The sequence below is a fragment of the Gemmatimonas sp. genome (assembly GCF_046594945.1).
GTDB lineage: Bacteria > Gemmatimonadota > Gemmatimonadetes > Gemmatimonadales > Gemmatimonadaceae > Gemmatimonas.
Genome location: NZ_JBKJRB010000165.1, coordinates 65,277 through 86,963, shown reverse-complemented (window position 1 = coordinate 86,963; position 21,687 = coordinate 65,277). Strand labels below are relative to the sequence as shown.

General features: G+C 64.9%; 26 protein-coding genes. 9 read left to right on the top strand and 17 right to left on the bottom strand.

Annotated elements, in window-relative coordinates; all coding sequences use genetic code 11:
- Positions 1-282: M48 family metalloprotease (locus ACLL97_RS20060; protein WP_411282257.1), on the top strand; the 282-nt coding region annotated here is incomplete at its 5' end.
- A gap of 18 nt (positions 283-300) precedes the next feature.
- Here ACLL97_RS20060 and ACLL97_RS20055 read toward each other — a convergent pair.
- On the bottom strand, positions 301-519 hold the full coding sequence (locus ACLL97_RS20055; protein WP_411282256.1) for a (2Fe-2S) ferredoxin domain-containing protein: 219 nt from the start codon (positions 517-519) through the stop codon (positions 301-303).
- Between the two features lie 73 nt (positions 520-592).
- The gene (locus ACLL97_RS20050) at positions 593-1,696 is read right to left on the bottom strand and encodes a hypothetical protein (RefSeq protein ID WP_411282255.1); all 1,104 of its coding nucleotides are present in this window, start codon (positions 1,694-1,696) and stop codon (positions 593-595) included.
- Between the two features lie 73 nt (positions 1,697-1,769).
- Between ACLL97_RS20050 and ACLL97_RS20045 the strand changes: the two genes are divergently transcribed.
- Positions 1,770-2,675, top strand: a complete 906-nt coding sequence (locus ACLL97_RS20045; RefSeq protein WP_411282254.1) for a sulfurtransferase — start codon at positions 1,770-1,772, stop codon at positions 2,673-2,675.
- The gene (locus ACLL97_RS20040) at positions 2,675-3,145 is read left to right on the top strand and encodes an OsmC family protein (protein WP_411282253.1); all 471 of its coding nucleotides are present in this window, start codon (positions 2,675-2,677) and stop codon (positions 3,143-3,145) included. Before ACLL97_RS20045 ends, ACLL97_RS20040 begins: the two co-directional genes overlap by 1 nt.
- A 20-nt stretch (positions 3,146-3,165) precedes the next feature.
- On the opposite strand, the gene ACLL97_RS20035 is transcribed toward ACLL97_RS20040, so the two are convergent.
- From ACLL97_RS20035 to ACLL97_RS19990, 10 genes are all read right to left on the bottom strand, one after another.
- The gene (locus tag ACLL97_RS20035; RefSeq protein WP_411282252.1) at positions 3,166-4,482 is read right to left on the bottom strand and encodes a M24 family metallopeptidase; all 1,317 of its coding nucleotides are present in this window, start codon (positions 4,480-4,482) and stop codon (positions 3,166-3,168) included.
- Positions 4,483-4,576: 94 nt separating this feature from the next.
- Positions 4,577-5,563: an alpha/beta hydrolase gene (locus ACLL97_RS20030; protein WP_411282251.1), complete on the bottom strand. Its 987-nt coding sequence runs from the start codon at positions 5,561-5,563 to the stop codon at positions 4,577-4,579.
- A 299-nt stretch (positions 5,564-5,862) separates the two neighbouring features.
- Positions 5,863-6,705, bottom strand: coding sequence for a ferritin-like domain-containing protein (locus ACLL97_RS20025; RefSeq protein WP_411282250.1), 843 nt, complete (start codon positions 6,703-6,705; stop codon positions 5,863-5,865).
- A gap of 11 nt (positions 6,706-6,716) precedes the next feature.
- Complete coding sequence (locus ACLL97_RS20020) at positions 6,717-7,457, bottom strand: ferritin-like domain-containing protein (protein ID WP_411282249.1); 741 nt, start codon at positions 7,455-7,457, stop codon at positions 6,717-6,719.
- Entirely contained in the window at positions 7,454-8,128 is a 675-nt protein-coding gene (locus ACLL97_RS20015) for a PEP-CTERM sorting domain-containing protein (RefSeq protein WP_411282248.1), read from the bottom strand. Before ACLL97_RS20015 ends, ACLL97_RS20020 begins: the two co-directional genes overlap by 4 nt.
- 210 nt (positions 8,129-8,338) lie before the next feature.
- Positions 8,339-9,145 (bottom strand): HEAT repeat domain-containing protein, encoded by an 807-nt coding sequence (locus tag ACLL97_RS20010; protein ID WP_411282247.1) that lies wholly within the window; start codon positions 9,143-9,145, stop codon positions 8,339-8,341.
- The gene (locus ACLL97_RS20005) at positions 9,142-10,947 is read right to left on the bottom strand and encodes a HEAT repeat domain-containing protein (RefSeq protein ID WP_411282246.1); all 1,806 of its coding nucleotides are present in this window, start codon (positions 10,945-10,947) and stop codon (positions 9,142-9,144) included. The genes ACLL97_RS20010 and ACLL97_RS20005 overlap by 4 nt, the downstream gene beginning before the upstream one ends.
- A complete protein-coding gene (locus ACLL97_RS20000; protein ID WP_411282245.1) occupies positions 10,947-11,732 on the bottom strand; it encodes a hypothetical protein in 786 nt (261 codons plus the stop codon). The genes ACLL97_RS20005 and ACLL97_RS20000 overlap by 1 nt, the downstream gene beginning before the upstream one ends.
- Entirely contained in the window at positions 11,729-12,283 is a 555-nt protein-coding gene (locus tag ACLL97_RS19995) for an RNA polymerase sigma factor (RefSeq protein WP_411282244.1), read from the bottom strand. The genes ACLL97_RS20000 and ACLL97_RS19995 overlap by 4 nt, the downstream gene beginning before the upstream one ends.
- Positions 12,284-12,405: 122 nt before the next feature.
- Positions 12,406-13,104: a hypothetical protein gene (locus ACLL97_RS19990; protein WP_411282243.1), complete on the bottom strand. Its 699-nt coding sequence runs from the start codon at positions 13,102-13,104 to the stop codon at positions 12,406-12,408.
- 320 nt (positions 13,105-13,424) lie between these two features.
- Between ACLL97_RS19990 and ACLL97_RS19985 the strand changes: the two genes are divergently transcribed.
- Positions 13,425-13,667: a type B 50S ribosomal protein L31 gene (locus ACLL97_RS19985; RefSeq protein WP_171227402.1), complete on the top strand. Its 243-nt coding sequence runs from the start codon at positions 13,425-13,427 to the stop codon at positions 13,665-13,667.
- A 65-nt stretch (positions 13,668-13,732) separates the two neighbouring features.
- On the opposite strand, the gene ACLL97_RS19980 is transcribed toward ACLL97_RS19985, so the two are convergent.
- The 5 genes from ACLL97_RS19980 to ACLL97_RS19960 all read right to left on the bottom strand — a co-directional run bounded on the left by ACLL97_RS19980 (position 13,733) and on the right by ACLL97_RS19960 (position 18,604).
- On the bottom strand, positions 13,733-14,563 hold the full coding sequence (locus tag ACLL97_RS19980; RefSeq protein WP_411282242.1) for a copper resistance D family protein: 831 nt from the start codon (positions 14,561-14,563) through the stop codon (positions 13,733-13,735).
- A gap of 11 nt (positions 14,564-14,574) precedes the next feature.
- Positions 14,575-14,970, bottom strand: a complete 396-nt coding sequence (locus ACLL97_RS19975; protein ID WP_411282241.1) for a copper resistance protein CopC — start codon at positions 14,968-14,970, stop codon at positions 14,575-14,577.
- A gap of 81 nt (positions 14,971-15,051) precedes the next feature.
- Positions 15,052-15,993 (bottom strand): CobW family GTP-binding protein, encoded by a 942-nt coding sequence (locus ACLL97_RS19970; protein ID WP_411282240.1) that lies wholly within the window; start codon positions 15,991-15,993, stop codon positions 15,052-15,054.
- Between the two features lie 19 nt (positions 15,994-16,012).
- Positions 16,013-17,869 (bottom strand): permease, encoded by a 1,857-nt coding sequence (locus ACLL97_RS19965; protein ID WP_411282239.1) that lies wholly within the window; start codon positions 17,867-17,869, stop codon positions 16,013-16,015.
- 96 nt (positions 17,870-17,965) lie between these two features.
- On the bottom strand, positions 17,966-18,604 hold the full coding sequence (locus ACLL97_RS19960; RefSeq protein ID WP_411282238.1) for a phosphatase PAP2 family protein: 639 nt from the start codon (positions 18,602-18,604) through the stop codon (positions 17,966-17,968).
- Positions 18,605-18,666: 62 nt separating this feature from the next.
- On the opposite strand from ACLL97_RS19960, the gene ACLL97_RS19955 reads away from it, so the two are divergent.
- Genes ACLL97_RS19955 through bioF form a run of 5 tightly spaced genes read left to right on the top strand, consistent with a single transcriptional unit; the run spans position 18,667 to position 21,656 of the window.
- Positions 18,667-19,041: a Fur family transcriptional regulator gene (locus tag ACLL97_RS19955; protein ID WP_411282237.1), complete on the top strand. Its 375-nt coding sequence runs from the start codon at positions 18,667-18,669 to the stop codon at positions 19,039-19,041.
- Positions 19,038-19,622 (top strand): SCO family protein, encoded by a 585-nt coding sequence (locus ACLL97_RS19950; RefSeq protein ID WP_411282236.1) that lies wholly within the window; start codon positions 19,038-19,040, stop codon positions 19,620-19,622. The genes ACLL97_RS19955 and ACLL97_RS19950 overlap by 4 nt, the downstream gene beginning before the upstream one ends.
- A complete protein-coding gene (locus ACLL97_RS19945; RefSeq protein ID WP_411282235.1) occupies positions 19,619-20,083 on the top strand; it encodes a copper chaperone PCu(A)C in 465 nt (154 codons plus the stop codon). The genes ACLL97_RS19950 and ACLL97_RS19945 overlap by 4 nt, the downstream gene beginning before the upstream one ends.
- The gene (locus tag ACLL97_RS19940; RefSeq protein ID WP_411282234.1) at positions 20,080-20,430 is read left to right on the top strand and encodes a hypothetical protein; all 351 of its coding nucleotides are present in this window, start codon (positions 20,080-20,082) and stop codon (positions 20,428-20,430) included. Before ACLL97_RS19945 ends, ACLL97_RS19940 begins: the two co-directional genes overlap by 4 nt.
- A complete protein-coding gene (gene bioF, locus ACLL97_RS19935) occupies positions 20,427-21,656 on the top strand; it encodes an 8-amino-7-oxononanoate synthase (RefSeq protein WP_411282233.1) in 1,230 nt (409 codons plus the stop codon). Before ACLL97_RS19940 ends, bioF begins: the two co-directional genes overlap by 4 nt.
- The last annotated feature ends 31 nt before the right edge of the window (positions 21,657-21,687 follow it).

Sequence of the window (21,687 nt, the reverse complement as noted above, 5' to 3'; positions counted from 1 at the left end):
GCGGCGATGCTGATTCAGTTCGCGATCAGCCGCCAGCGTGAATTCAAAGCCGATGCGGTGGGCGCCGAGATCAGCGGCCGTCCGCTGTCGTTGGCCAGCGCGCTGACCAAGCTGGAGCTTGGCGCGCGGCGCATTCCAATGCAGGTGTCGCCCAGTGCGGCCCCACTGGCGATCGTGAATCCACTGGCGGCGTTCAGCCTGCGAGGCGCAAAGAAGCTGTTCAGCACCCATCCGCCCACGGAGAAGCGAGTGGCGGCGCTAGAAGTGCTGAGTCGGGGGTAGGGAGTCGAGCTCGTTGTCCTACTCCCCATCCCGTACTCCGTAACTGCGCTGTAATCGATGGAACACCGCTTCCTCGACTGTGCGTGCTTCATTCAAGTGCTCGAGCACAATGCGTTCCAGCAATTCCAGGGTAACTCCGGCGTACCACACGCCTTCCGGATTCCCCACCACGATGGCACCGTCGGCGCACACGCCCAGGCACGGTGCCTCGCTGCGCTTTACCCGAGGTGGCGCCAAAGAGCAGTCGTTCGCGCTGCAGCAGCCAGGCCAGACGCGAGTAAATCGCGCGGCCGGCGCGATTCCGTGCCCGCTATCCCCGCAGGAACGCCATGACGATCTCGCCGACGATCAGGACCACAATGGCGATTTCCAGTGTCTCGCTCCGGAGGGCTTGGGCCTCGCTGTTCAACATGGAGTACGTCTCACGAAGGATCGCGAGCTTGCGATCGATTCCGGCCCGCCAGGCACGGCCCCGAAATAACTCAAGGGTCGCGGAATACACACGCGCCAGATACACATCGTCGGTGACTTTGAGCGCGTTCTCCACCCGCTCGACCAGTTCCGTGGAGTCGGCCACCTGCGCCTGCAGCCGGGACAGCAGCGCGGCGAACCGGCGGCCGGGAAAGACCGATCGACGGGCGCGTGCCGCTTCGATCGCGTCGTAGAGCCGCGGGAGTTCCGCGTCGAGCTGGGCGTCGTAGTAGCGGAGTTCGAGCAGCTGCGCATTCGCGAACTCGAGAATGTACTCCACGTCGGTGTCTTCCTCGCGGGGCTCGACCACGAGCGCGTTCTCCCACGTCAACAGCGCGAGGTCGTCGCCATAGTACGTGAACCGGTGCGGCAGTAATTCACGTTTCGCTTCCACGCTGAGCGGCCGCGTTTCGTTCAGCAGGAGTGGGACGACATCGAGCGAGGCGAGCGCCGCCGCCGACGGTGGGTTGCCGTGGTCGTCGGTGATCTGCGTGATGCGAAAGACGGTGTAATCCTCGTGAACACCGGCCACCGCCGGCCGCTCGATGGCGGGGCGCATGCGCTCACAGAGGAGCGGCAGCTGTTCCTGCACGAGCGCGCGAATGCCCGGGTGGTGCTCGAGTCGCTGTCCGAACGCCGTGAACTGTTCCCAGGAGCAGGACGCCGACGGTCGGACCCGCACGCGGAGGGACACGACCCCGAAGTCGAAGATCCGCGCCGACAGCTCGACGTCGTGCGCAGTGCCGTCCACGGGAAGCACGTCGCTGCCGAGCCACACCGTAATGGGCGGATTGCTGATCTGCAGAGCTTGCCCCTCGCCGCGGGCCGGGCGGACACGCTCCGGGGCGCTGGCCGACAACAGGGCGAGCGCTCGCTCGAGGTCGATGGCGTATCCCACATCGAACAATCGATACGCAATAGCGGTTCCGATCACGGTGAGCATGCCGGAATGTAGCCCGGGCGGCGGGCCGCGGCCGCCCCTCGCAACCCCGGCAGAAAGTCGCTAGCGTCCATGTATGTCCCCAATTTCTGCACTGCCCGACACCCCGGATCCTCGTATCGCCGCGAAGGGCTATGCGCACCCGGATCGCCTTGTCAGCACCGATTGGCTGGCAGCACACCTCGATCACCCGTCGCTGCGCCTGCTCGAGTGCAACGAGGACGTGCTCCTGTACGGCGTGGAGCACATTCCCGGCGCGCAGAAGTTGGACTGGCATATCGACCTCAATGATCAGGTCGAACGTGATTACATCGCGCGGGCGGCCTTCGAGTCGCTGCTGCGCGCGAAGGGCATCGATGACACCACGACGGTCGTGTTCTACGGCGACAAGAACAACTGGTGGGCGACGTACGCGTTCTGGGTGTTCCAGCTGTTCGGCTTCGACAACGCCGTGGTGCTCGATGGCGGTCGTGCGAAATGGCTGGCCGAAGAACGGCCCACCACGACCAGCGTGCCGTCGTTTCCACCCACCGCGTACACGGCGCGCGAGCGCAACGATGGGTCGATCCGGGCCTTCATCGATGACGCGCGCGCACACATGGCGGCCGGTAAGCCGATGGTGGACGTGCGCTCACCGCAGGAGTACACCGGCGAGAAGCTGCACATGCCCGACTATCCGCAGGAAGGGACCTTGCGTGGTGGACACATTCCCGGCGCGCGGAGTATGCCGTGGGCTCGCGCGGCGGCGGCGGACGGTTCATTCAAGTCGGCCATCGAGTTGCGCGCGATTTACGAGAGCGAGCTCGGTCTCGCGCCCGCCGACGACGTCGTCACCTACTGTCGCATCGGCGAGCGTTCCTCGCACACGTGGTTCGTGCTGACGTACCTGCTGGGTTTCGCGAAGGTTCGCAACTATGACGGGTCGTGGACGGAGTGGGGCAACGCCGTCCGCACACCCATTCGCCAGGGAGGAGCGCCGTAATGAGCGAAGAACAACTGAAGGATACGACCGCGATGCGGGTCGTCGGCAAGCCACCAGCCACGGTACAAGTCACATGGACTGGCGATCATATGTTCGAGGGCGTGCGGCAGTCTGGCGGGCCCTCGATCACGATGGATTCCAGCGGCCATCACGGCCCGTCACCGATCGACACGCTGCTCTGCGCCTTAGCCGGATGCACCGGCGTGGACGTCGTCGACATTCTGACCAAGCGCCGTACGCCGATGAGCGCGCTGTCGATCGACGTGAATGGCGAGCGCTTTGCGGGCACGCCTAGTCGCATCACCAGGATCCATCTCATATTTCATATCATCGGCGTCGGCGTGGAACGCGTGCACGCCGAACGTGCGATCGAACTGGCCGTCACGAAGTACTGCTCGGTGCGTGACTCGCTGGACCCGAACATGCCGGTGACGTGGGCGCTGGAGTTGAACGGGGAGTACAGCGGGTAGCGGTAATCGCAGTCAACGGTCTACTTGATGACCCACACCCGCTCATTCACCGGGTACAGCCACTCCACACCGCGCTCGGTGACAATGGCGTCGTCTTCGAGCGGAATGCGCACCTTCGCACCACCCCAATCGGGGTTGGGGGTCCAGGCGAACAGTTCAATCGAGAACGGGTTGTATGGCTTGATCGCGAACGTCATCTGCCGAGGATTGAACCACGCGATCGACGGTCCGGCGCCGTGGCCGCGGTCGCCCACGGAGTGGCATCCGAACATGACTTCGACCTGATTGTCGTTCGTGACTTCGTTGAACGCACCCTGCATACGGAAGCCCGCTTTCACAATTTCCGTCTTGAGCTGCTCGACCATGTCACCGGCGGTCGGGCCTGGCCGAATGGTGCGACGAATGACGTCGCGGACACGCAGCGCGTTGTCGAAGGCCGTTTGAATCCCCTTTGGCACCGCGGTCTCGCCGGGCTTCAGCACATACGCCATGCGCTTGACGTCGGTCCACACGTTCAAGTACCCGACGCCCCAGTCGATGACGAGCAGGTCGCCTCGTTGAATAATGCGATCCGTGCTTGTGGCCTCGATGCCCTTCGGGCCGGTGATGTACACCGACGGCATATCGAACGATGAACCCAGTGCGCGTTGCTGCAGCTGATCCATCATCCACCACGCCACCTCTTCCAGCGTCGTCACGCCAGGCGTGATCACCTCGTTGCTCAACGCCCGCTGGGCGATGCGACGTGAGATCTCACCGGCCTCGCCCAGCGCTACGATCTGTGATGCCGTAAAGCCCGAGCGATAGTCGCTCACCACTTTCTCCGCCGAGACGACCCGAGACGCGAACTCCGGACCAATCTCCTTCACCAGCCGATCGTAGGACGTCTTCGACAGCCCGTCGGCGGCACCGACTTCCTCAGACATGTTCAGCGCGATTCTTTTGGGATTGCGCTCGGCAATGAATGCTTTGAGCGGCGCGAATCCACGCACGATGTCGTACACCTTGCACTGCTCCAGTAGGTAGCCGCTCACGCCGATCGCCGCTCGCTCGATGCGATCACCACCGCGGTCGGTGAAGATGTAGTACCCGACGCTGCCCACGTAGCCGCGCCCAAGATCCTCGTACATGGGATCAAACTGATTCTCCTTTTGCATCACGATCCACATGTCGACCCCGTGCTCGCGCATCGCACGTGGAAGGATGTTGTCGAACTTGTCCTTGCGGATCTGACACTGGCGTTCCCAGCGCACCCGCGCCGGCTCGGCGGGGGCTTGGGAGGAGAGAGCAGAAGCGCTGAAGGCGAGCGCCGCGGCAAGAAGGCGGACGTGGGGCATGTGGGGCGGGTTGGAGGTGCGGTAAAATGGCCCCGGTGCGTGCAACTGCCTAGGGAGCCGGAAGCTCCGACCCGAACCCCGGCCACGCGCCGACCTATTTACCCAACGCCGCCTTCAGTCGATCGCCCGCGTACTGCTCGGCGTCCTTCGCCTTGTCGATCACGGCACCCATGCCGAAGAATTCGTGAGCCACGCCAGCATACAGCTTGCGCTCGACCGAAACGTTGGCCGCCTTGAGCGCCGCCTCCAGCATGGCACCATCGTCGCGCAGCGGATCGATCTGCGCGTTGATGATCGTCACTGGCGGCAGGCCCGTGAGGTTGGCTTTTACCAAGTTGATGCGGGGGTCCTGCAGATCCGCCGGGGTGCGTGCCGTATGCTTCGCGAACCACCCCATCATCGCACGGTTCAGCGGCTTGGCAGTCGCGTACTCGACATACGACGCGGTGGTGGTATCGGGCTGTGCGATGGGATAGACGCTGATCACAGCCTTGGGCATCGGGAGTCCGGCATCTCGCGCCGCAATGGCGGTCGCGACGGCGAGATTGCCGCCGGCGCTTTCGCCGGCGAGCGCCAGACGCGCGGGGTCGCCCTTGATCGACGCCGCGTTCTGGGTAGCCCAGCGATACGTCGCCAGCGCGTCGTCGTGTTGCGCCGGAAACTTGTGCTCCGGGGCGAGTCGGTAGTCCACCGATATCACGACCGCGCTCGCGAACTTGGCCAGGCTGCGCGCGCCACCGTCGTACACCTGCTTGTTCGCAATGACCCATCCGCCGCCGTGATAGTAAACGACCACCGGAAACGGTCCGGCGCCTTCGGGCATGTAGATCCGCACCGGAAGCGGGCCTGCCGGCCCCGGGATCGTGCGATCGACCGACGAGACACCGGGAACGAGTGCCGTGGGCGTGGTGTCCTTGCCAGCCTTCGCCGCGACCATGGTTGCGGCGGCTGCAGGCGTCGGCTGCTGCCGCGCCTCCGTCGGCGTGAGCGTCTCCATGGGCTTTCCTCCCATCGACGCCAGTTGGTCGAGCACGGACTGCATCTGCGGCTCGGCAAGCGCGGGCTCACCGGGCGCAGTCATGGTCATCATGCTGTCCCCTGCGCCCATCGCCGCGCTGGCGGCCGAGGTCGAATCGACATTTGCGTTGTTGTCACTGCAGCCGGCAACGAGTACCACCGCGGACGCAACAAGAAGTGAACGCGAACAGCGGTGTGCTGGGCGACGGTGATGAGGACGGTTCGGCTTCGATAACAACGTGCGCTCCAGTGAATGAGATGATTGAGGTGAGGCGACACCGCTCCCGCGATGCATCCGCCATGTACCGGCAGGCACTGTCCGACATTCCTGTTGGACACTGCCTGCCGATTCAGACGTACCGGCTATACGATGAACGGATCGACGATGGCGAGTACCTGCGCCATGGTGAGCGGCTCGTCGAACGCCTCAGTGACCTCTTTCACGGCGACGCTGGGCGACACGGTTGCGGCGTTGATGCCGAGGTGCACGGTATTATCGTCACCGGCGTACACGGCCGCGGTGCCCGGAATATCCGTGAGGTTGTTCGTGATCCACCCTTGGTTGGGCTCGTTGTCGGCAAAGTTGCCGCGCAGCCGGCGCACTTCGGCGGCATGACGTGCCTCGACGGAGTGAATTGTGAGCGCCGCCTGCAAGACGTCCTTATACGGCTGCAGGGTGGGCGCCTGCCCTTTGTACGCCCGCACGCCCGTGTCTTCGAACGCCTGCGCCACGGCCATGAACGTCGCGTAGTTGGAGAATACACCGGCGTAGGGCCCGGTCCCGCTGCCATTGCCCGCAGTAAAATCGAACGTCGGCTTCGGTCGCGCCCGCGTACCCAGTGCGTTCTTCAGATACGCGACGTGTGCGTTCTCGTGCGCCTGAATGGTTTCAAATATCATGCGATCGGCTGCTGGGATGAGCCCCGCCGTTGCCATGCCGATATTGTAGAACTCGGACTCGAGGTACTCGAGCGTGAGCGCGAAGCTGAGCACCCCGGTCACGGCGGCTGGAAGACGACCCTGTCCGAATGCTTCGGTCGAGAGTGCTGCCAGCGCCGTTGGCACCGAGGCGAGCCGCAGTCCGGCCATCACCATGCCGGACGCTGATGCGCCCTGTGCGATAGCTCGCCGTCGAGACACGAGCCGGTCCGCGATGCTCGGGTCGATGGCGGCCAGGAGCGCCGGAGAATCTGACGTGTTGGACATGTGTTGGGCTCCTAGGTGTTGATGGCGGTGATGCTTTCGACGATGAACGGGTCCGCAGCCGCGAGCACCGTATTCGGCGTGTTGGCGTCGTCGAACGCCGACGGTGCGAAGTCGCCGCTGCGGTTGTTCAGGAGATCGCGAATGGCGGCCGCGTGACGCGCTTCCACCGAGACGATCTTCCCAGCCACGACGAGGAAATCGGTGTTGGTGAGATACCGGGCGGCGCCATTGTAGGCGCTGACACCCAGGTCCTCGAACGTGCGCGCAGTCGTCAACACGCTCGAGCGGCTGGCGAAGTTCACGCCGCTGAAATTCGGCGTCAGGTTGGGGATGCGCGCGCTACCAAGCGCGGCCGCCAGGAAGTCGCGATGCACCACTTCGTGATCGCGCACGTCGCGCAGCACGCGCTGCTCGTTGGCGGCGAAGATCGAGGCGAACGCCGCATTGGTCACGACGTTCACGTAGAACGCCGCCTCAAGCTGCTCGAGCGCATAGGCGTAGTTGAGCACGTCGATATCCAACGCGAAGTTCAACGTGATACTCCCGTCGGTACCGACGACGGCTCGTGACGGGCCAGCGGGCGCGAAGAGCATGGCGTCGTTGGTGCAACCAGCGAGCGCGAGCGCAGCGCCGGTCAGACCAGCCGCACGCAGGAAATCACGGCGAGTGTTGTGTTGTGGATCGTTCGCGACCGCTCGTTGCATATTCACCGCGACATCGGCTGGCGCGACTCCGTGGTCAGTCTTGCTCATACGACGTTTCTCCGGCGAAAGCGAACGGCAACGAGTCCGGCGAGGCCGGCAGCAAGCAGCACGACCGTGGCGGGTTCAGGCACGACGTTGAAGTTGTCGATGCGCACGTACGGCTCTTGAAACTCGTTGCCGGACCCGATACGCAGCGAGGTCACGTTGGCAAACTGAGAACCGAAGGTGACCGTTTGAAAACCCGATGAGGCGAGGAGCGAGGTCATCGCTTGCGTGACACTACCGCCGCCCATCGCGACGCCCGTGAACGTCACCATCGTTCCGGCAAAGTCGAACGGTGCCAGCATGATGGAGAGAGGTGTAAACGCCGTGCCGTTGGACCGGGTGATGTCGATGAACGACGCTGTCGCCGAGTTGAGTGTGATTCCGAACGTTCCCGACATCCCTGAGAACGTCGGGCTGTTGGCGTTGCCGGCAATGAATGCTTCTTGCGCCGCGGCGCCCGTACACGGAATACCGACCGCCGTGAATACGAAACCATTCTCCATGTAGCAGTTGGAGAGGAATCGCGTCCCCGATCCCGCGGTACTTTCCGTCAAAGCGTTGAAGTTGACCGTGCTCGCCTGAGCCATTGCCGAGTTCATCGGCAACAGTTGGCTGGCGAGAGAGCTGGCCACGACGATAGCCAAGCGTCGAATACTTCTGAACGTGCGAGCCATGTGCAGACTCCGAGGGTGGAGAGACGACAGCAAACACAATCGCGTTCGATTGGTGCGCCCCCTCACCTCAAGTCGTGCGCCATCGCGCGTGACACTAACGAGCTATACCACACATCGTTACAATCGAGCGTTGCGAAGCAGACTTGCAGTCGCAGCGAGCATTCCACGGCAATGCACGAGTTGCGAATCACTTGCACTGCAACGGTACGCCTACGGTGTTCCTACTCGCCTCTCGATCCACGCCATCGCGCGGGGATCCTTGTTTCGTGCCAGTGCCTGCACGGCCGCGCGCCGCAGTTCTTTGTCCGGCAGTGACTCGGCCATTTTGATCAATGCCGGGACCGCTTCGTCGGCCGGACGTCGGCTGATCGCATTGATCGCCGTGCGCCGGAGTTCGCGGTCACCCGGTTCGTAGGCGATCGAATCGAGTGACGACGACACGCGATCACCGACCACTTCGCCAAGCCAGTTCACCGCGCTCGACTTCATATCCTGACTACGCGAGTCGTCCTTCGCGATGCGCAGCAGCGTGGTAGCCGGGTTGACCGAGTCTGCGAGCGCGGCTGCGGTCAGCGCCCCGTGAGCGGGACGTACAGCGCCGCGCTCCGCCTGCTGCAGCAGCCAGCCGCCTGCGGTCACGGCGGACACAGCGCCAAGGTCCGTGCTACCCGTGTCAGCGCGCCACCGTCCCCCGACGTACGTGCGGATCTCCTTCGTATCACCACCTTCGCGCACCACCACCACACGGACCGGTCCGTGCTCGCACGTATTATCGACGTCGTGGCCGCCGTTCCACATGCCGTTGAACTGCCCAGCACGTCCGCCGTCGCGTGAGCGATACCAGCTATTGCCGTTTCCACAGACCCCGGTTCGGGCGGCGAAGGTCATTCGCACTCGGCCATCGCGCACCGCATCGATGCGGGAGCCGAGTGACTGGGCCCGAGCAGGCGAGGCCGTGAGCGACGACGCAAGCACGAGCGTGAGAGAAAGCGCAATGCCGTTCGCCGCCGTTTTCATCGGTCGATGATCTCCTGCAGCAGCGCCAGTGCTCGCGGGTCTTTGGTGCGCGTGAGCATACTCACCGCCGACTTGCGCAGTTCGAGATTCTTTTCGTTGCGCGCCACATCGATCAGCTTGTCGATGCCGGCATTCTCACGCAACGACGCGAGCGAACTGAGCACCTGCCGACGAATGTCCACGTCCGGGCTCTTGTCGTAGATCGTGGTCAACTGCGCGGCCGTTGTCGCCAGTGCCGCGGTCGCGCTACCGGCGGCCGAGGTCGCACCGACGCCGGTGAGCATGCCACTCACGCGCGCGTTCGCCCACATCGAGTTGTTCCCGATGACCGACACGGCCATGCGGCGGACATCCATCGATTCGCGAGGATTGGTCGCAATGAGTACAAGGAACTCCCGCGACTCATCGGTGCGACGCGACGCGATCTGCTGCAAAACGCGCTCTTTGAGTCGTGGTCGATCGGACTTGCCGTACATGTCCTTGAGGAACGCGAATCCGTCGTCGCTCGCCTTGCCCGGTCCCGACGCGTACCACTGCAGCGCATCGCTACGAAGCTCATCCGGGGCATTCTCGTCGAGCGCGATCTCACGTAGGGTGGTCGCGGCGCGCGGCTGCTTCGACCGCGACAGTGCATACACCGCACGCTTGCGCAGATCGAGATCATCACCACGACGCGCGAGGTCGATCAGCATGCCGGTTGCTTCGTCCGTCGGGACGTTGGCCATCCAGAACACCGCCTGTTCACGCACCTCTTTGTCGGGATCCGTCTTCGCCACATGCATCAGGATCTCGGCGGCGTCAGGCTGCTTGCGCGACGCCACCAGCCAGACGGCGGTACGACGGAGCTGTTGCGTGCATGCTTCGCGACGGGCCAGCACCTTCTTGAGAATTGGCATCGCCTTGTCGGCATCCATTTGCGTGACGGCGTTGAGCGCGTCGATTCGCTCGTCGTCGTTCGCACGAGGGCAACCGTCGCGCGTTGCACTCTCGGCGCGCCCCAGGAGCGTGGTGGCCATGGCCTGATCACCGCGGCGCGCCAACACACCTTCCATGCGGGCCCGAAGCGCGGCGGCGTCACCACGCGTCGCGGCTTTCGGAAATTTCTGTGCCTGCGTCTCGAGCGTGGCGAGTGCCTCGCCGATATTCTGGTCGCCACCGAGGCGTTGCAGCGCGAACGCCTGCCAGTAGTAGGCATCGGGCGTGTACGTGCTGGTCGGATACCGGCGCCAGATCTGATTGAACAAGTCGGCCGCCTTGCGATAGGCATCGCTGGAGAGCGCCTTGCGAGCTTCGCGGTAGATTGAGTCGGCCGGATCGGCCTGCGCCCACGGTTCAGGTGCTTCGGTTCGATAGCCGCGCGAGCGCAGGGTGGATAGACCCGAGAGATTCACCACGCCGTCAACCGCGGCGAGGGCGTGCATCTCAGAGAGGCTGGCAAGTGCGGACAGCTCCGCGAGCGGGACAAGGGCCGCCATGTCCGCGCGCAGTGCGGCGCCATCAATTGTCATCGCCATACGGGCGGCGTCGATACCGGCGCGCGCCGCGTCAGCCCCGATGCGAGCGGCCCGGGAAACTTCGCGCGCCACCTCATCCCGCCACATCGGATCGAGAAACGCTCCGTCCAACGACCAAACGGACGGCGAGGGTGCCGGCGTCGGCCGGGGTGTCGGCCTAGGCGCCGGTGCAGCTGGAGCACGGGTGGGCCGCGGCAGACGTGGTGGCTCCTGCGCGGTCAGCGTGCCGACGCCAATCGAAAGCGCCGCGATCACGCGGACCGCGGTAACTCGAACAATGCGAGACATCAGTCTCCTCCGTAGGTAAGGCCGTTGATCGATTCCTCGAAGGGACGCGACGCCGTCACGAGGGCGCGCATCCGCGGGAGGAGATTGGTTTCGCGAATAGTTTCCTTGGGTGCCCGCTGCGTCTCCGGCGCCGATCCACGCGCCTGGATGATCTGCACGAGCACGAGTTCAAGATCCTGTAGCAAGCGGCGCGTCCGTTCGTCGCGCAGTTGCGGTTCATCGATCAGCAGTCGGGTGGTACTGAGCAGATCACGCGCCCATGCTGAGACATCGGCACCGGGACCCAATGCGGGATCCTGGTCGCGCACTGTGGTAAGCAGCGCCACTGTTCGGGCGAGATGCTCGCCCATCGCCACACGCACCGGTTCGTTCGATGGCGGCAGCTCGGCGAGGGCATCGGGTCCGAGCCCGGCGGCGTTGCCGGCACGATCGTTCGAGCTTTGCGCACCATCGGTTGCCGCGACCGGCGTTGACGCGACTCCCGTCGAGGTGACGGGCACCACATAGCGACCGATGGCGACGCCGCCAACGAGCACGGCGGCAATGGCTGCCACCCGTGCCCACGGACGCGCGCGCATTACGGCGGGTGAGGCCGCGCGACGATCACGGTTGATCCGCGCCCACATCATCTCGCGCGGCACAATGACTTCGGCGTCGAAGTCGCTCACCGCCTCGCGTGCCATCTCGAGCATCCAAGGCTCGAGCGGCACGTCCGGCTCGTCGTCGAGACGGGAATCGCGACGGGAGGGCGGGCGGTGGTCGTGTTGCGGTGGTCGATCGGTCATGCCAACTCCTTGCCGAGCTGCCGGGGGGCGAAGGCGGCCAGCGCCACCCGGAGCTTTGCTCTGGCACGGAAGAGCTGTGACTTGCTGGTGCCGATGGCGACTCCGAGCGCTTCACCGATCTCCTCGTGCGTGAACCCTTCCACGTCGTGCATTACGAACACGGCGCGCGTGCCGGCGGGAAGGGCCTCGATCGCGGCCTTCAGGCGAACCTTGAGATCCGGTTCACTCTCTACCGACTCCTGCGCCACGGTCGTCGCTTCCTCGAAGGGTGCCGCGAAGGCATCGCGGCGTTTCCAGGTACGCAGACCGTTCAACGTGATCGAGACCGCGATCGTGTGCAGCCAGCTCGACAACGCGGAGTCGCCGCGGAACTGCTCGATCCGGCTGAAGGCCCGGACAAAGGTGTCCTGCGTCCACTCCTGAGCGAGCTCGGGGCGTCCGCTCATTCGCAGAATGAGTCGATACACGCGGTCCACGTGGCGGTCGTAGAAATCCCGTTCCGCCGTATGGTCCCCCGTCCTGAGCCGGTCAAGCAGTTCCGTGTCAGTCATGGACACTGCCGCCGCTCACTGTCGATGTCTCGATGCGCATGCATGTGCGCTTCAAAGACAGAGGGATGGGGGAAAGGGTTGCATTGGTAAGTCGTGCCAACGGCCGACCGTTCGCCGTACCCTTACCGTTCGTACCGCGGCGCAGCAATGGGCTCACCGTGCACCTGCGGAACCGCGATCGGCTCGGCCGCACCGACCCCCAGGCTCCTGCCCTTGTCGGACATCACGCGAGTGAGGAAGCGCTGCCCCTCACCGATGCGCTCGACCTCGATCGCGATGGACTCGACGGCCTGCCCCATCGCCTCGAGACGATCGGTCACATCCTTCGACACCGGAGCCACGATCGTTGCCCCGCGCTTCCAAATGCGACGGGAGTAGGCAATCGCCAACGGCATGAGGACGGCCAGTGTAAAGACGATCGGGATCGCGATAATCTCGTCCGGCGGGCCAGATCGCACTTGCCGAGGCTCCACTGTCGCACCGGGAAGCGCGGACGCCTCCGCCACCGCGGCGTCGGCCCTCTGCAATTGCTGATCGACCGACGAAATGCGCCCGTCGAGCTCCTTGATGCGCGCCTCGACGCCCGCTCGGTCGGCCGCGTTGTCGGCGGTCCCGTCGCTTCGCAATTCGTTGCGGAGCCCCTGCCGCTGCTCTTCGAGTCGCTCGAGCTGATTCCGCAGCTCGCGTCGCTGGGCAACCGCGCCCTGATATACCGCGGTCGGCGCTCCGGTCACCTGACCACTCGGCAATTGCACCACATACGGTACTGGCGGTGGTGTCGGCACGGTCGGCGGCGCGGGAACGGCGGGGATTTCCTGCATGAGATCGGCGATTGAGGTGCGTATACCAAGGTTCCAGGAGGACTCAGACTCCCCCGTGGGCTGTACGCTGCGCTCGCGTGCCAGTTTCAGCAACGGCGGCGTTCCGGTCGGCCGCGGCAGACTCCTTTATCGAGATTCGTCTCTCATTACGCCGGAACAGGGGCCTAAACGTTCCGCACCGCTTGACCTTGCCCCCCGGAACGACCATTAATTCAGGCTCGCCGAAACAGGCGACCGCATCGCGTGGGCTACGCCCTGTCGATCGGACCCCATTTTGAAACGCGCTCCCGCCGGAAATGGTGGCGCATGCTGGAGTTACCATGAAGGAAGGCATTCATCCGCCGTACCATTCGGTGGTGTTCAAGGATTCGTCCACGGGCGCGACGATCATCACGCGCTCCACGATGACGAGCGAGCAGAAGATCAAAATGGAAGACGGGAACGAGTATCCCCTCATCCTGCTCGAAATCACCGCCGATTCGCATCCGTTCTACACCGGGACGCAGCGCCTCATCGATACGCAGGGTCGCGTCGACAAGTTCAAGAAGCGCTACAACCGCTAAGTTCGGCCATGTGGTAAAAAAGCCCGCGAGCCACGCTCGCGGGCTTTTTTGTGTACGAGTGTCAACTACGAACCAGGCGGCTCCATTCCCGTCATCCACGCCGTGACCGTGAGCACAATCGCCGCGATCAACACTTCCGACACCACGGCCCTCCGGGTGGGCGCACTCCCCGCCGACAGCCGTTGCCGCTGCGTGGCACCCATGGCCAGCACCACCAGGGCGAGCGCAACCTTGACCACCAGCAAGCGCCCGTAGTCGGTCGCCAACATCTCGGCTGGCCCGCTCGTCCCCACACGACGCCATGCACTGCCGACCCCGGACAGTATCACCACCGGCGCCATGACCGTTGCCGTGCGACTGAACACCCGCCACTCAGAACCGCTGGGTTCGGCACGACCCACGCTCGCCAGCACCATCAGCAGCAGTCCGCCAATCCACGCGCCCACGCCCGCGACGTGCATCGCGTCGAACACACGTGAGGCCAGCGGCCACTGTTCGTCGGCGGCCGCGTGCCCCAAACCACCCATCGCGGTCGCCACCCCGAGCGCGGTCATAAGCAGCAGCAACGACGTGGTGCGCGTACTCGGCAGCGGCAGCAGGATCGCCGACAGCGCGCAGGGAATCGCCAGCTGCAGCCATCCGCGTCCCCAGTTGGTCTCTCGCAACAGCCCCGGCAGCTCGGCCGTAAGCAGTTCGAGCGCCTGTTGCTGCAGACGCAACAACAGGAGCGGTGCGATCAGCAGCGCTATCGCGCCACACCAGAGGGCCACGCGTACCGAGCGCCGCCCGCCGAGGACGTCGACATCAGACTCGAAAAAGGCTTGGGTCGCGCGCCCGATCGCCAGCGTGGCGCCGACGTACAGCAGTAGGCGCGCAAGCGGCGCCGCAAACTCCACCTGCCTGTCTCTTACTTCGCGGCGCCGACGCGGAACCCGAACGTTCCCTTTACCACATGTCCGTCCTTCGACATGGTGCGCCATGACACGACGTAGCCGCCACTAGCGAGCGTTTCGGGGACGTCAGCCCGCAGCACTTTCAGCGCGGTCGGCTCACGACGCAACGCGCCAAGAGCCACGGGTGCCCCGCCCTCTTTGGACAGCGTGAGCTTGGCGCCGGTGAGTTCGACCGCTTCACTCAGCTCAATCGTGAGCTTCTCGGGAGCCGTAGCCAGCACCGTGTCGGCCGCCGGAAACGATCCCACGAGCTTGAGATGCCGCAGGATGGCACCCGACGCGAGTGCAGGAATACCAGCCGCCAGCACGGCGACGACAACTGACGGGCGAAGCAGCATACGAAGGGTCATGGCAGGTACTCCAAAAAGGGACGATAGGATAGCACAAATGTGCTACACCGAAGAGGCCGGAGGAATGCCGATGGTTGATATTCAGTCGTGGGCCGACGCCAGCATCGCAATCCGCGACTCGAGATCGTCGACGGACATGCCAACCCCGATAAATAGCGCGGTCGCGCTGGCGTCGGCATGCGGCGACGACTCGTCGAGCTGCACTTTCCTGCGCCCCGGCACGCGATTCCAGACGAACATATTGGCCGGTTGGTCGACAAAGCGGACGAGTCCTTTGGCTCGCACGACGGCCGGCGGCAATGCCTGGACGAAGGCCATAAAGCGTGTCCGCTCGACCACCCGCGGGAGCGGCAGGGCAACGCTGCCGAATGGATGCGTGTGCCGGTGGCCATGCCGATGCGCTTGGTCGACGCCCTGCGGAGCACGTCGCTCGGTCGCTCGCACCGACTCCGCCAGCGACTGCAGCGTGGCGGCGAATTCCGCCGGCGTGGTAAAGGTCGCACCGGCGTTCATCACCGCCACGCTCTGCTGCACAGCGCGACGTTTATCGGGCGACAGCTTGTCGGTCCAATTGAGATGCACATGCGTGGCCGTCGTGGTCTGAGCCGCTTCGAGCCGGTTGTTCCACCAGCGCTTCTGCCAGCGCGCCGCATCGATCACGGTGAGTTGCAACGGCAGCGTGAAGTGCATGAGCGTGCTGTCGGTGGTGAGATATCCGAGCAGTTCGTCGGTTTCGGTGGCGCCGTTTGCTTCGATCAGCATGACGCTGCCCGGCTCGTGCGGCACCGCCTGCAGCGTGTCCAGCAGCTCGCGAAGCGAGCCGCAGCAGACGCATTCACCGTTCAGCGGCGTGACCAGCGCGTCCAGCTCACCGAGTCGTGCCGCATCGATCTTGGCGTTCTCGAAGTCGTTGAGCACGATTCGTACGCGGACGCCCCGCGCAAGCAACTGCGGAATGAGCGTGGTAAGAAAGCGCGTTTTACCGGCGCCCAGGAAGCCGGCCATCAGCACCAGCGGAATCATACGCGCAGCCCTCGGCGCATCACGCGTGCGACATGCGCAGTTCTCCCAAAAATCCGCGGGCGCCCCGTCGTAACACCGAGGCGGCGTAGAGCGCGGCGAGCGCGAGCACTGAGAGCAGCTCGAGCAGCGAGGTTGTCTCGAGTGAGGCTTGCGACAACGTCGGCCGTGACCCGGACGGCAGCACCGCGTTCACCAGCAGGCCGATCCCGATGGCGGCCACGATCATGACCGCCGCGAATACGTAGGCGAAGCGTGTGCCGTGCAAGCGTGAGAGGATACCAATCGTGGCCATGTTGGTGGCCGGACCGGTAATCAACAGCGCGAGTCCGGCGCCAGGCGACACGCCCGCCGCGACCAGTACCGCCACCAGTGGCGTGGACGCCGACGCACACAGGTACAGTGGCAAACCGATCGCCGCGAAGAGCAGTACATCCACTCCAGCGGGAAGTCGCGTCATCCACGAACCCTGCATCAGTGGACCAACTAAGGCGGCCACGATCAATCCCACCAGAATCCACGGCGCGGTGTGATCCACCATATCGGCGAAACCACGGCGCAACGCCGTCTGCAGACGGCGGCCGAGGGAGGGCCGGACCGAGAGCTCCGCCACCGGCAGCGAGCGCACCGCGGTACGCGGCACCGACAGGCGCGCCATGACGAGGGCGACGATCAGGGCCACGGCGGCGGCGGCCGCAACACGCACGATGGTGAAGGGCGCGCCCAGCAGTGGCACCGACATCAGGATCGCATCGATTCCGAGTTCCGGCGTAGCAATCAGAAACGCCACGGCGGCGGCCGTCGATACCCCTTGCTTCACCAGCCCTTCGTACAACGGCACCACGCCGCACGAGCAGATCGGCAACGGTAATCCCAGCGCCATTCCCGAGAGCCCCTGACGTAACGCGGACCCGCGATTCAACCAGGCCAGTTTTCCGGGTTCCACGAACGCATGCACGAGACCCGCCATCAGATACGCCACCAGCAACGCCGGCGCGCTTTCGAGCGCCAATCCTTCAAACGTCGTCCACACGGTGCGCAGCGACGCGTCCCCGTGACCATTTTGACTGAGGTGCAGCACGACCAGAAGTGCGATGCCAAGCAGTGCGCCGATGCCGTTGGGAACGCGCGTTTCGGCATCGAGGCGGATTTCGTCGTGTTGCGCATCCACCGGATTCGGCGCCCGGTGGTCGTGGACGTGGTCGTGGACGTGGTCGTGGACGTGGCCGTGGCCGTGGCCGTGGCCGAGAGCATGGTCATGGTCATGCTCCGTATCATGCGCGTGCGAATGGGCGGGATGGGCAATGACGTGGAGCAATGAGCCCCCGACCACGGCTTCAAACCACACGCCGGCGCGGTCGGGAAGCACCGCAAATATCGTCGGCTCCGCGAAGTATCCGACAATCGTGGTGAGCGCCATCAGTGAGAGCACGAACCACGACACGGCGCGTGGCCGGTCGCTGAGGACCCACCACACCATGAGACTCAGGGGGAGCTGGTGCAGCACCACGCCATAGCCGATGAGACTCGACGGGTTCGCGTGGGACTGCGCGAGTGCACTGCCGTCGAGCGCCGAGTGGATGGCGACCCCAACGAGCGCCAGCAGCAGCACCGCCGTGTGTGTTTGCTGTACGCCGAATCGGAACAGTCTTTCGGCCAGGTTCGGCAGCGTGAAACCGGCGACCATGAACAGCCCGGCCCACAGGTCGCGGTGCTCGAGGGCGTGCGGAATCACGTCGAGCAGGACGAGCCCACCAATCGTGACCAGCACAAAGCCGTCGATGAAGGCCAACATCTGCGGCCGAGCCCTGGCGGCGCGGGCGACCAATGGCCCGGTTCCCAACCCCGCCATGCTGGCGATCAACAAGGCGTGATTCATCGTGAACGCGCCGAGCGGCCGGGTGACCAGACCATCGACCGTAAAAGCGACATCCCATGCGACATCCCACAAGATAGTGCTATTGCGAAGCCGCTATCAAGTGAGAAGGACTGCTGGCGTGGCGATTCCGCGATTGGCCCTGCCCCAAACCCAACGACCCACGATGATGCCCAGTGCCGCCGCGGCCACCGTGTCGCTCAAGAAATGCCCCAGCGCCAGCACGCGCGTGACGGCGCAGCCCACGGCCAGCGTGTACCACAGCCATCGCGCCGGTGGATACAGCTGCGCCATCACCGCCGCCCCCGTGAACGCAACCAGTACATGACTGCTCGGCATTCCCATCCCGCGATTGGACAGTGGCCCGTCGGCGAACGGGCGAAACACGTATTCGAACAGGTCAGGGTTCGGCCGCAGCCGCCGGATCGCGAGCTTCAGGAGTTCCGCGATGCCACCGCCCAGCGCCGGGCCAAGGACCAGTGCGTACGCGTACGCGTTCGCGTTTACCGCGCGACGCGGGACGTCACGTTGCTGCAACCAGTATCCGAGCGCGATCACGCCCCACGTGGGGAGATACCCCATCGATCGCAGCAAACGGCCCCAGTCTTTGTCATTCACCGTCAACAATCGCGCCGAGCGCCACACGACGCTATCGAGCGCGTGAGCCACCGCGAGAGCGACTACGGCAACGATCAGGAGCCGAATCCAACCGGACCGCTCGGAAGTAACGGACGTCATGAACGCGAAATCAACGCCGCGCCAGCCCTGCACGCCACTCGGTCCCCCGTCATATTTGAGTGATGGAACGCAACACGAAACAGCGCGATGCGATCCGGCAGGTTTTCGAGGTCACGTCCCGACCGTTGGGGCCCACCGAGGTGCTCGAAGCCGGTCGGGAGCAGATGGCGACGCTTGGCATCGCCACCGTCTACCGCACGATCAATGCGCTCGTGGGCAGCGGATGGCTGGTGCCGGTGGAACTGCCCGGCGAAGCACCGCGCTACGAGCGGGCGGACATCGAGCATCATCATCACTTCCGCTGCCGGAGCTGTACTCGCGTGTTCGAAATCCATGGCTGTCCCGGCGACCTGCGCGAGCTTACGCCGGAAGGCTTCCGCTTGGAGTCGCACGACGTGACGCTGTACGGGCAGTGTGCGGGGTGCGCCGCCGCGTGACAGTCCGCTGGCTTGTGCGCGCCTGCGCGCTGCTCGTGGGTGCCGCCTCGCTGGCCGCGTGCGACCTGGGCGGAGACTTGCAGGGAATCGCGGTGGATCCGCCGCGTGAGATGCCCACGTTCGCGTTCACGCGGGCCGATGGCTCCACTGTCACGACGTCAGCCGACCCCGGGCGGCCGATGGTACTGTTCTTTGGCTACACGCATTGCCCTGATGTCTGCCCGACCACGCTCGCCGACTGGAAGCGGGTGCGCGTCAGGCTGGGCGACGAGGCGCAGGCGGTGCGCTTCGTCTTCGTCACGATCGATCCCGCTCGTGACACGCCCACCGTTGCCGAGCGGTATGCGCGGATGTACGACGCCTCGTTCGAGGGTCTCTCCGGTGATGCGAGCACGACCTCGCGCATGATGGACGCGTTCGGCGTCGCCGCGGCCCGGGATCCCGGCACGAACGCCACGGGTTATCTGGTCAGCCATTCGTCACAGGTCTTTCTCGTGGATTCGCACGGCAAGCTGGTGGCGCTGTACCCGTTTGGATCGGGGTGGGACGCCCTGGCGGCCGACCTCGAGCGGTTGCTATGACTTCGCGTGCTGTGCGGGCCGCACGCTACATCCTCGTGGCTGCGGCCAGCGTTTCGGCGGCGGTACTGGTTGCCTGTACGACCGTTTCCGCTCCGCCCGTGCCGCGGGTGGACCTCCGCCACAGTTGGGCGCGAATCGCCGACTCCGGCGCCACGAGCGGCGCGTACATGGAGATCGACAACAACGACACCGTACCGATCACGCTGGTCGGCGTCATGACGGCCGACGCCGGTGCGGCCGAGGTGCATGAGTCGATGCAGCAAGACGACATGTCGCACATGATGCCGCGCACCGCGCTTCGCATTCCGGCCGGCGATGTGGTGAAACTGGCGCCGGGTGGACTGCATGTAATGCTGATCGACGTGCGGCGTGTCCTCGCTGTAGGAGACAGCGTGCGGTTGCGCCTGCAGTTCAGCGACAGCACGAGCGTTGCGGTGACCGTACCGGTCAAGACGCCATGACGGCCGCGCGCGTGGGGGCGCTTTTCGCCGTGATTGCACTGAGCGCGACCCTGGCCTGGGTCAGCTGGCCGCGTCCTGACACGCTCATCCGCGTGAGGCGCGGCGGCGCGGCGATGGTGACCGATGCCGACGGCCGCACGGCGCCACTGAGCGACACGGTGTACGTACACGGTGGTGGGTCCCGTCGGACGATTCGCGTCGTCAACGACGACACCGTCAAGCACCAGTTGGCGATGTTCAATATCCCCGCTGGCGAGCAGACGGAGTACACCGTGCCACCCGGTACGTTTGGTGGCGCCTGTTCGGCCCATCCCATCAGCAAGCACCTCACGTTCATCATCCGGTGAGCAGCCTCATGGTCGATCCCACGGCGCCTTCGGACGCCGCCGAAACCCGCGGCATGGATGCGGCGCTCGACGAAGAGTTACAGGCGCTGCAGAGCGCCGGACTTCGTCGCACACTGCGGCAGGTACATCAGCGTCGCGTTGGCACCGTGCTGCTCGACGGCGAGCGCGTGGCCGACTTCGCGTCGAACGACTATCTCGGTCTGGCGGCCGATCCGCGACTGGCTCGCGCCGCGAACGCGGTATTGCAAGCCGAAGGGGTGGGCGCCGGCGCCGCGCGGCTGATCTCGGGGAATCATCCGATTCACGAAGTACTCGAGCGTGCGCTCGCGCGCTTCAAGGGATGCGAGCACGCGCTCCTGTTCCCGTCGGGCTATATGGCGAACATCGGTGCAATTCCGGCGCTCGTCGGTCCCGGCGATGCGATCTATTCGGATGCGCTGAGCCACGCCTCGCTGATCGATGGCTGCCGGCTGTCGAAGGCGACCATCCGCGTGTTTCCGCACGCCGACATACACGCGCTGGCCGCGATGCTCGAGGCCGACCGACAGGCATTCCGTCGCGCCCTCATCGTGGTGGAAGGGATCTTCTCCATGGACGGCGATCTCTTCCCGCTCGATCAACTCGTTCCGCTAGCGCGTCGTTTCGACGCGTGGACGTATGTGGACGACGCGCACGGCACGGGCGTGCTGGGCGCGTCGGGCGCGGGGTCGGTCGAGCACTTCGGGATGACTGGACAGATCGACGTGATCGTGGGAACGCTGGGGAAGGCGATGGGCACATCGGGCGCGTACGTCGCGGGTTCGCAGGTGCTGGTAGACTACCTCACCAGTCGCGCACGGTCATTCATTTTCACCACCGGTGCTCCAGCCGCCATTGCCGCCGCGACGCTCGAGTCGCTGCGGATCGTGCAAGTGGAGTCGTGGCGACGAGAGGCGGTGCGCGAGCGCGCGATCCGATTGCGCGAGCGACTGCGCGCCGCCGGACGCGAAGCGCCCGGCATGCGCGACGGGCATATCATTCCGATCATGGTCGGCGATCCGATGCGTACGATGCGGCTGGTGGCGGAGATGCGCCGTCGGGGGTTTCTGCTTGGTGGTGTGCGACCGCCCACCGTGCCGGCAGGAACCTCGCGTTTGCGCATTTCGGTATCGGCGGTCCATCCGATCGAGCTCGTGGACAATCTCGCTGCCAACCTCATTGACACCATGCGCGGGATGCCCGGATGAGCTATCAGCACGATGACGACGATTTCGACCT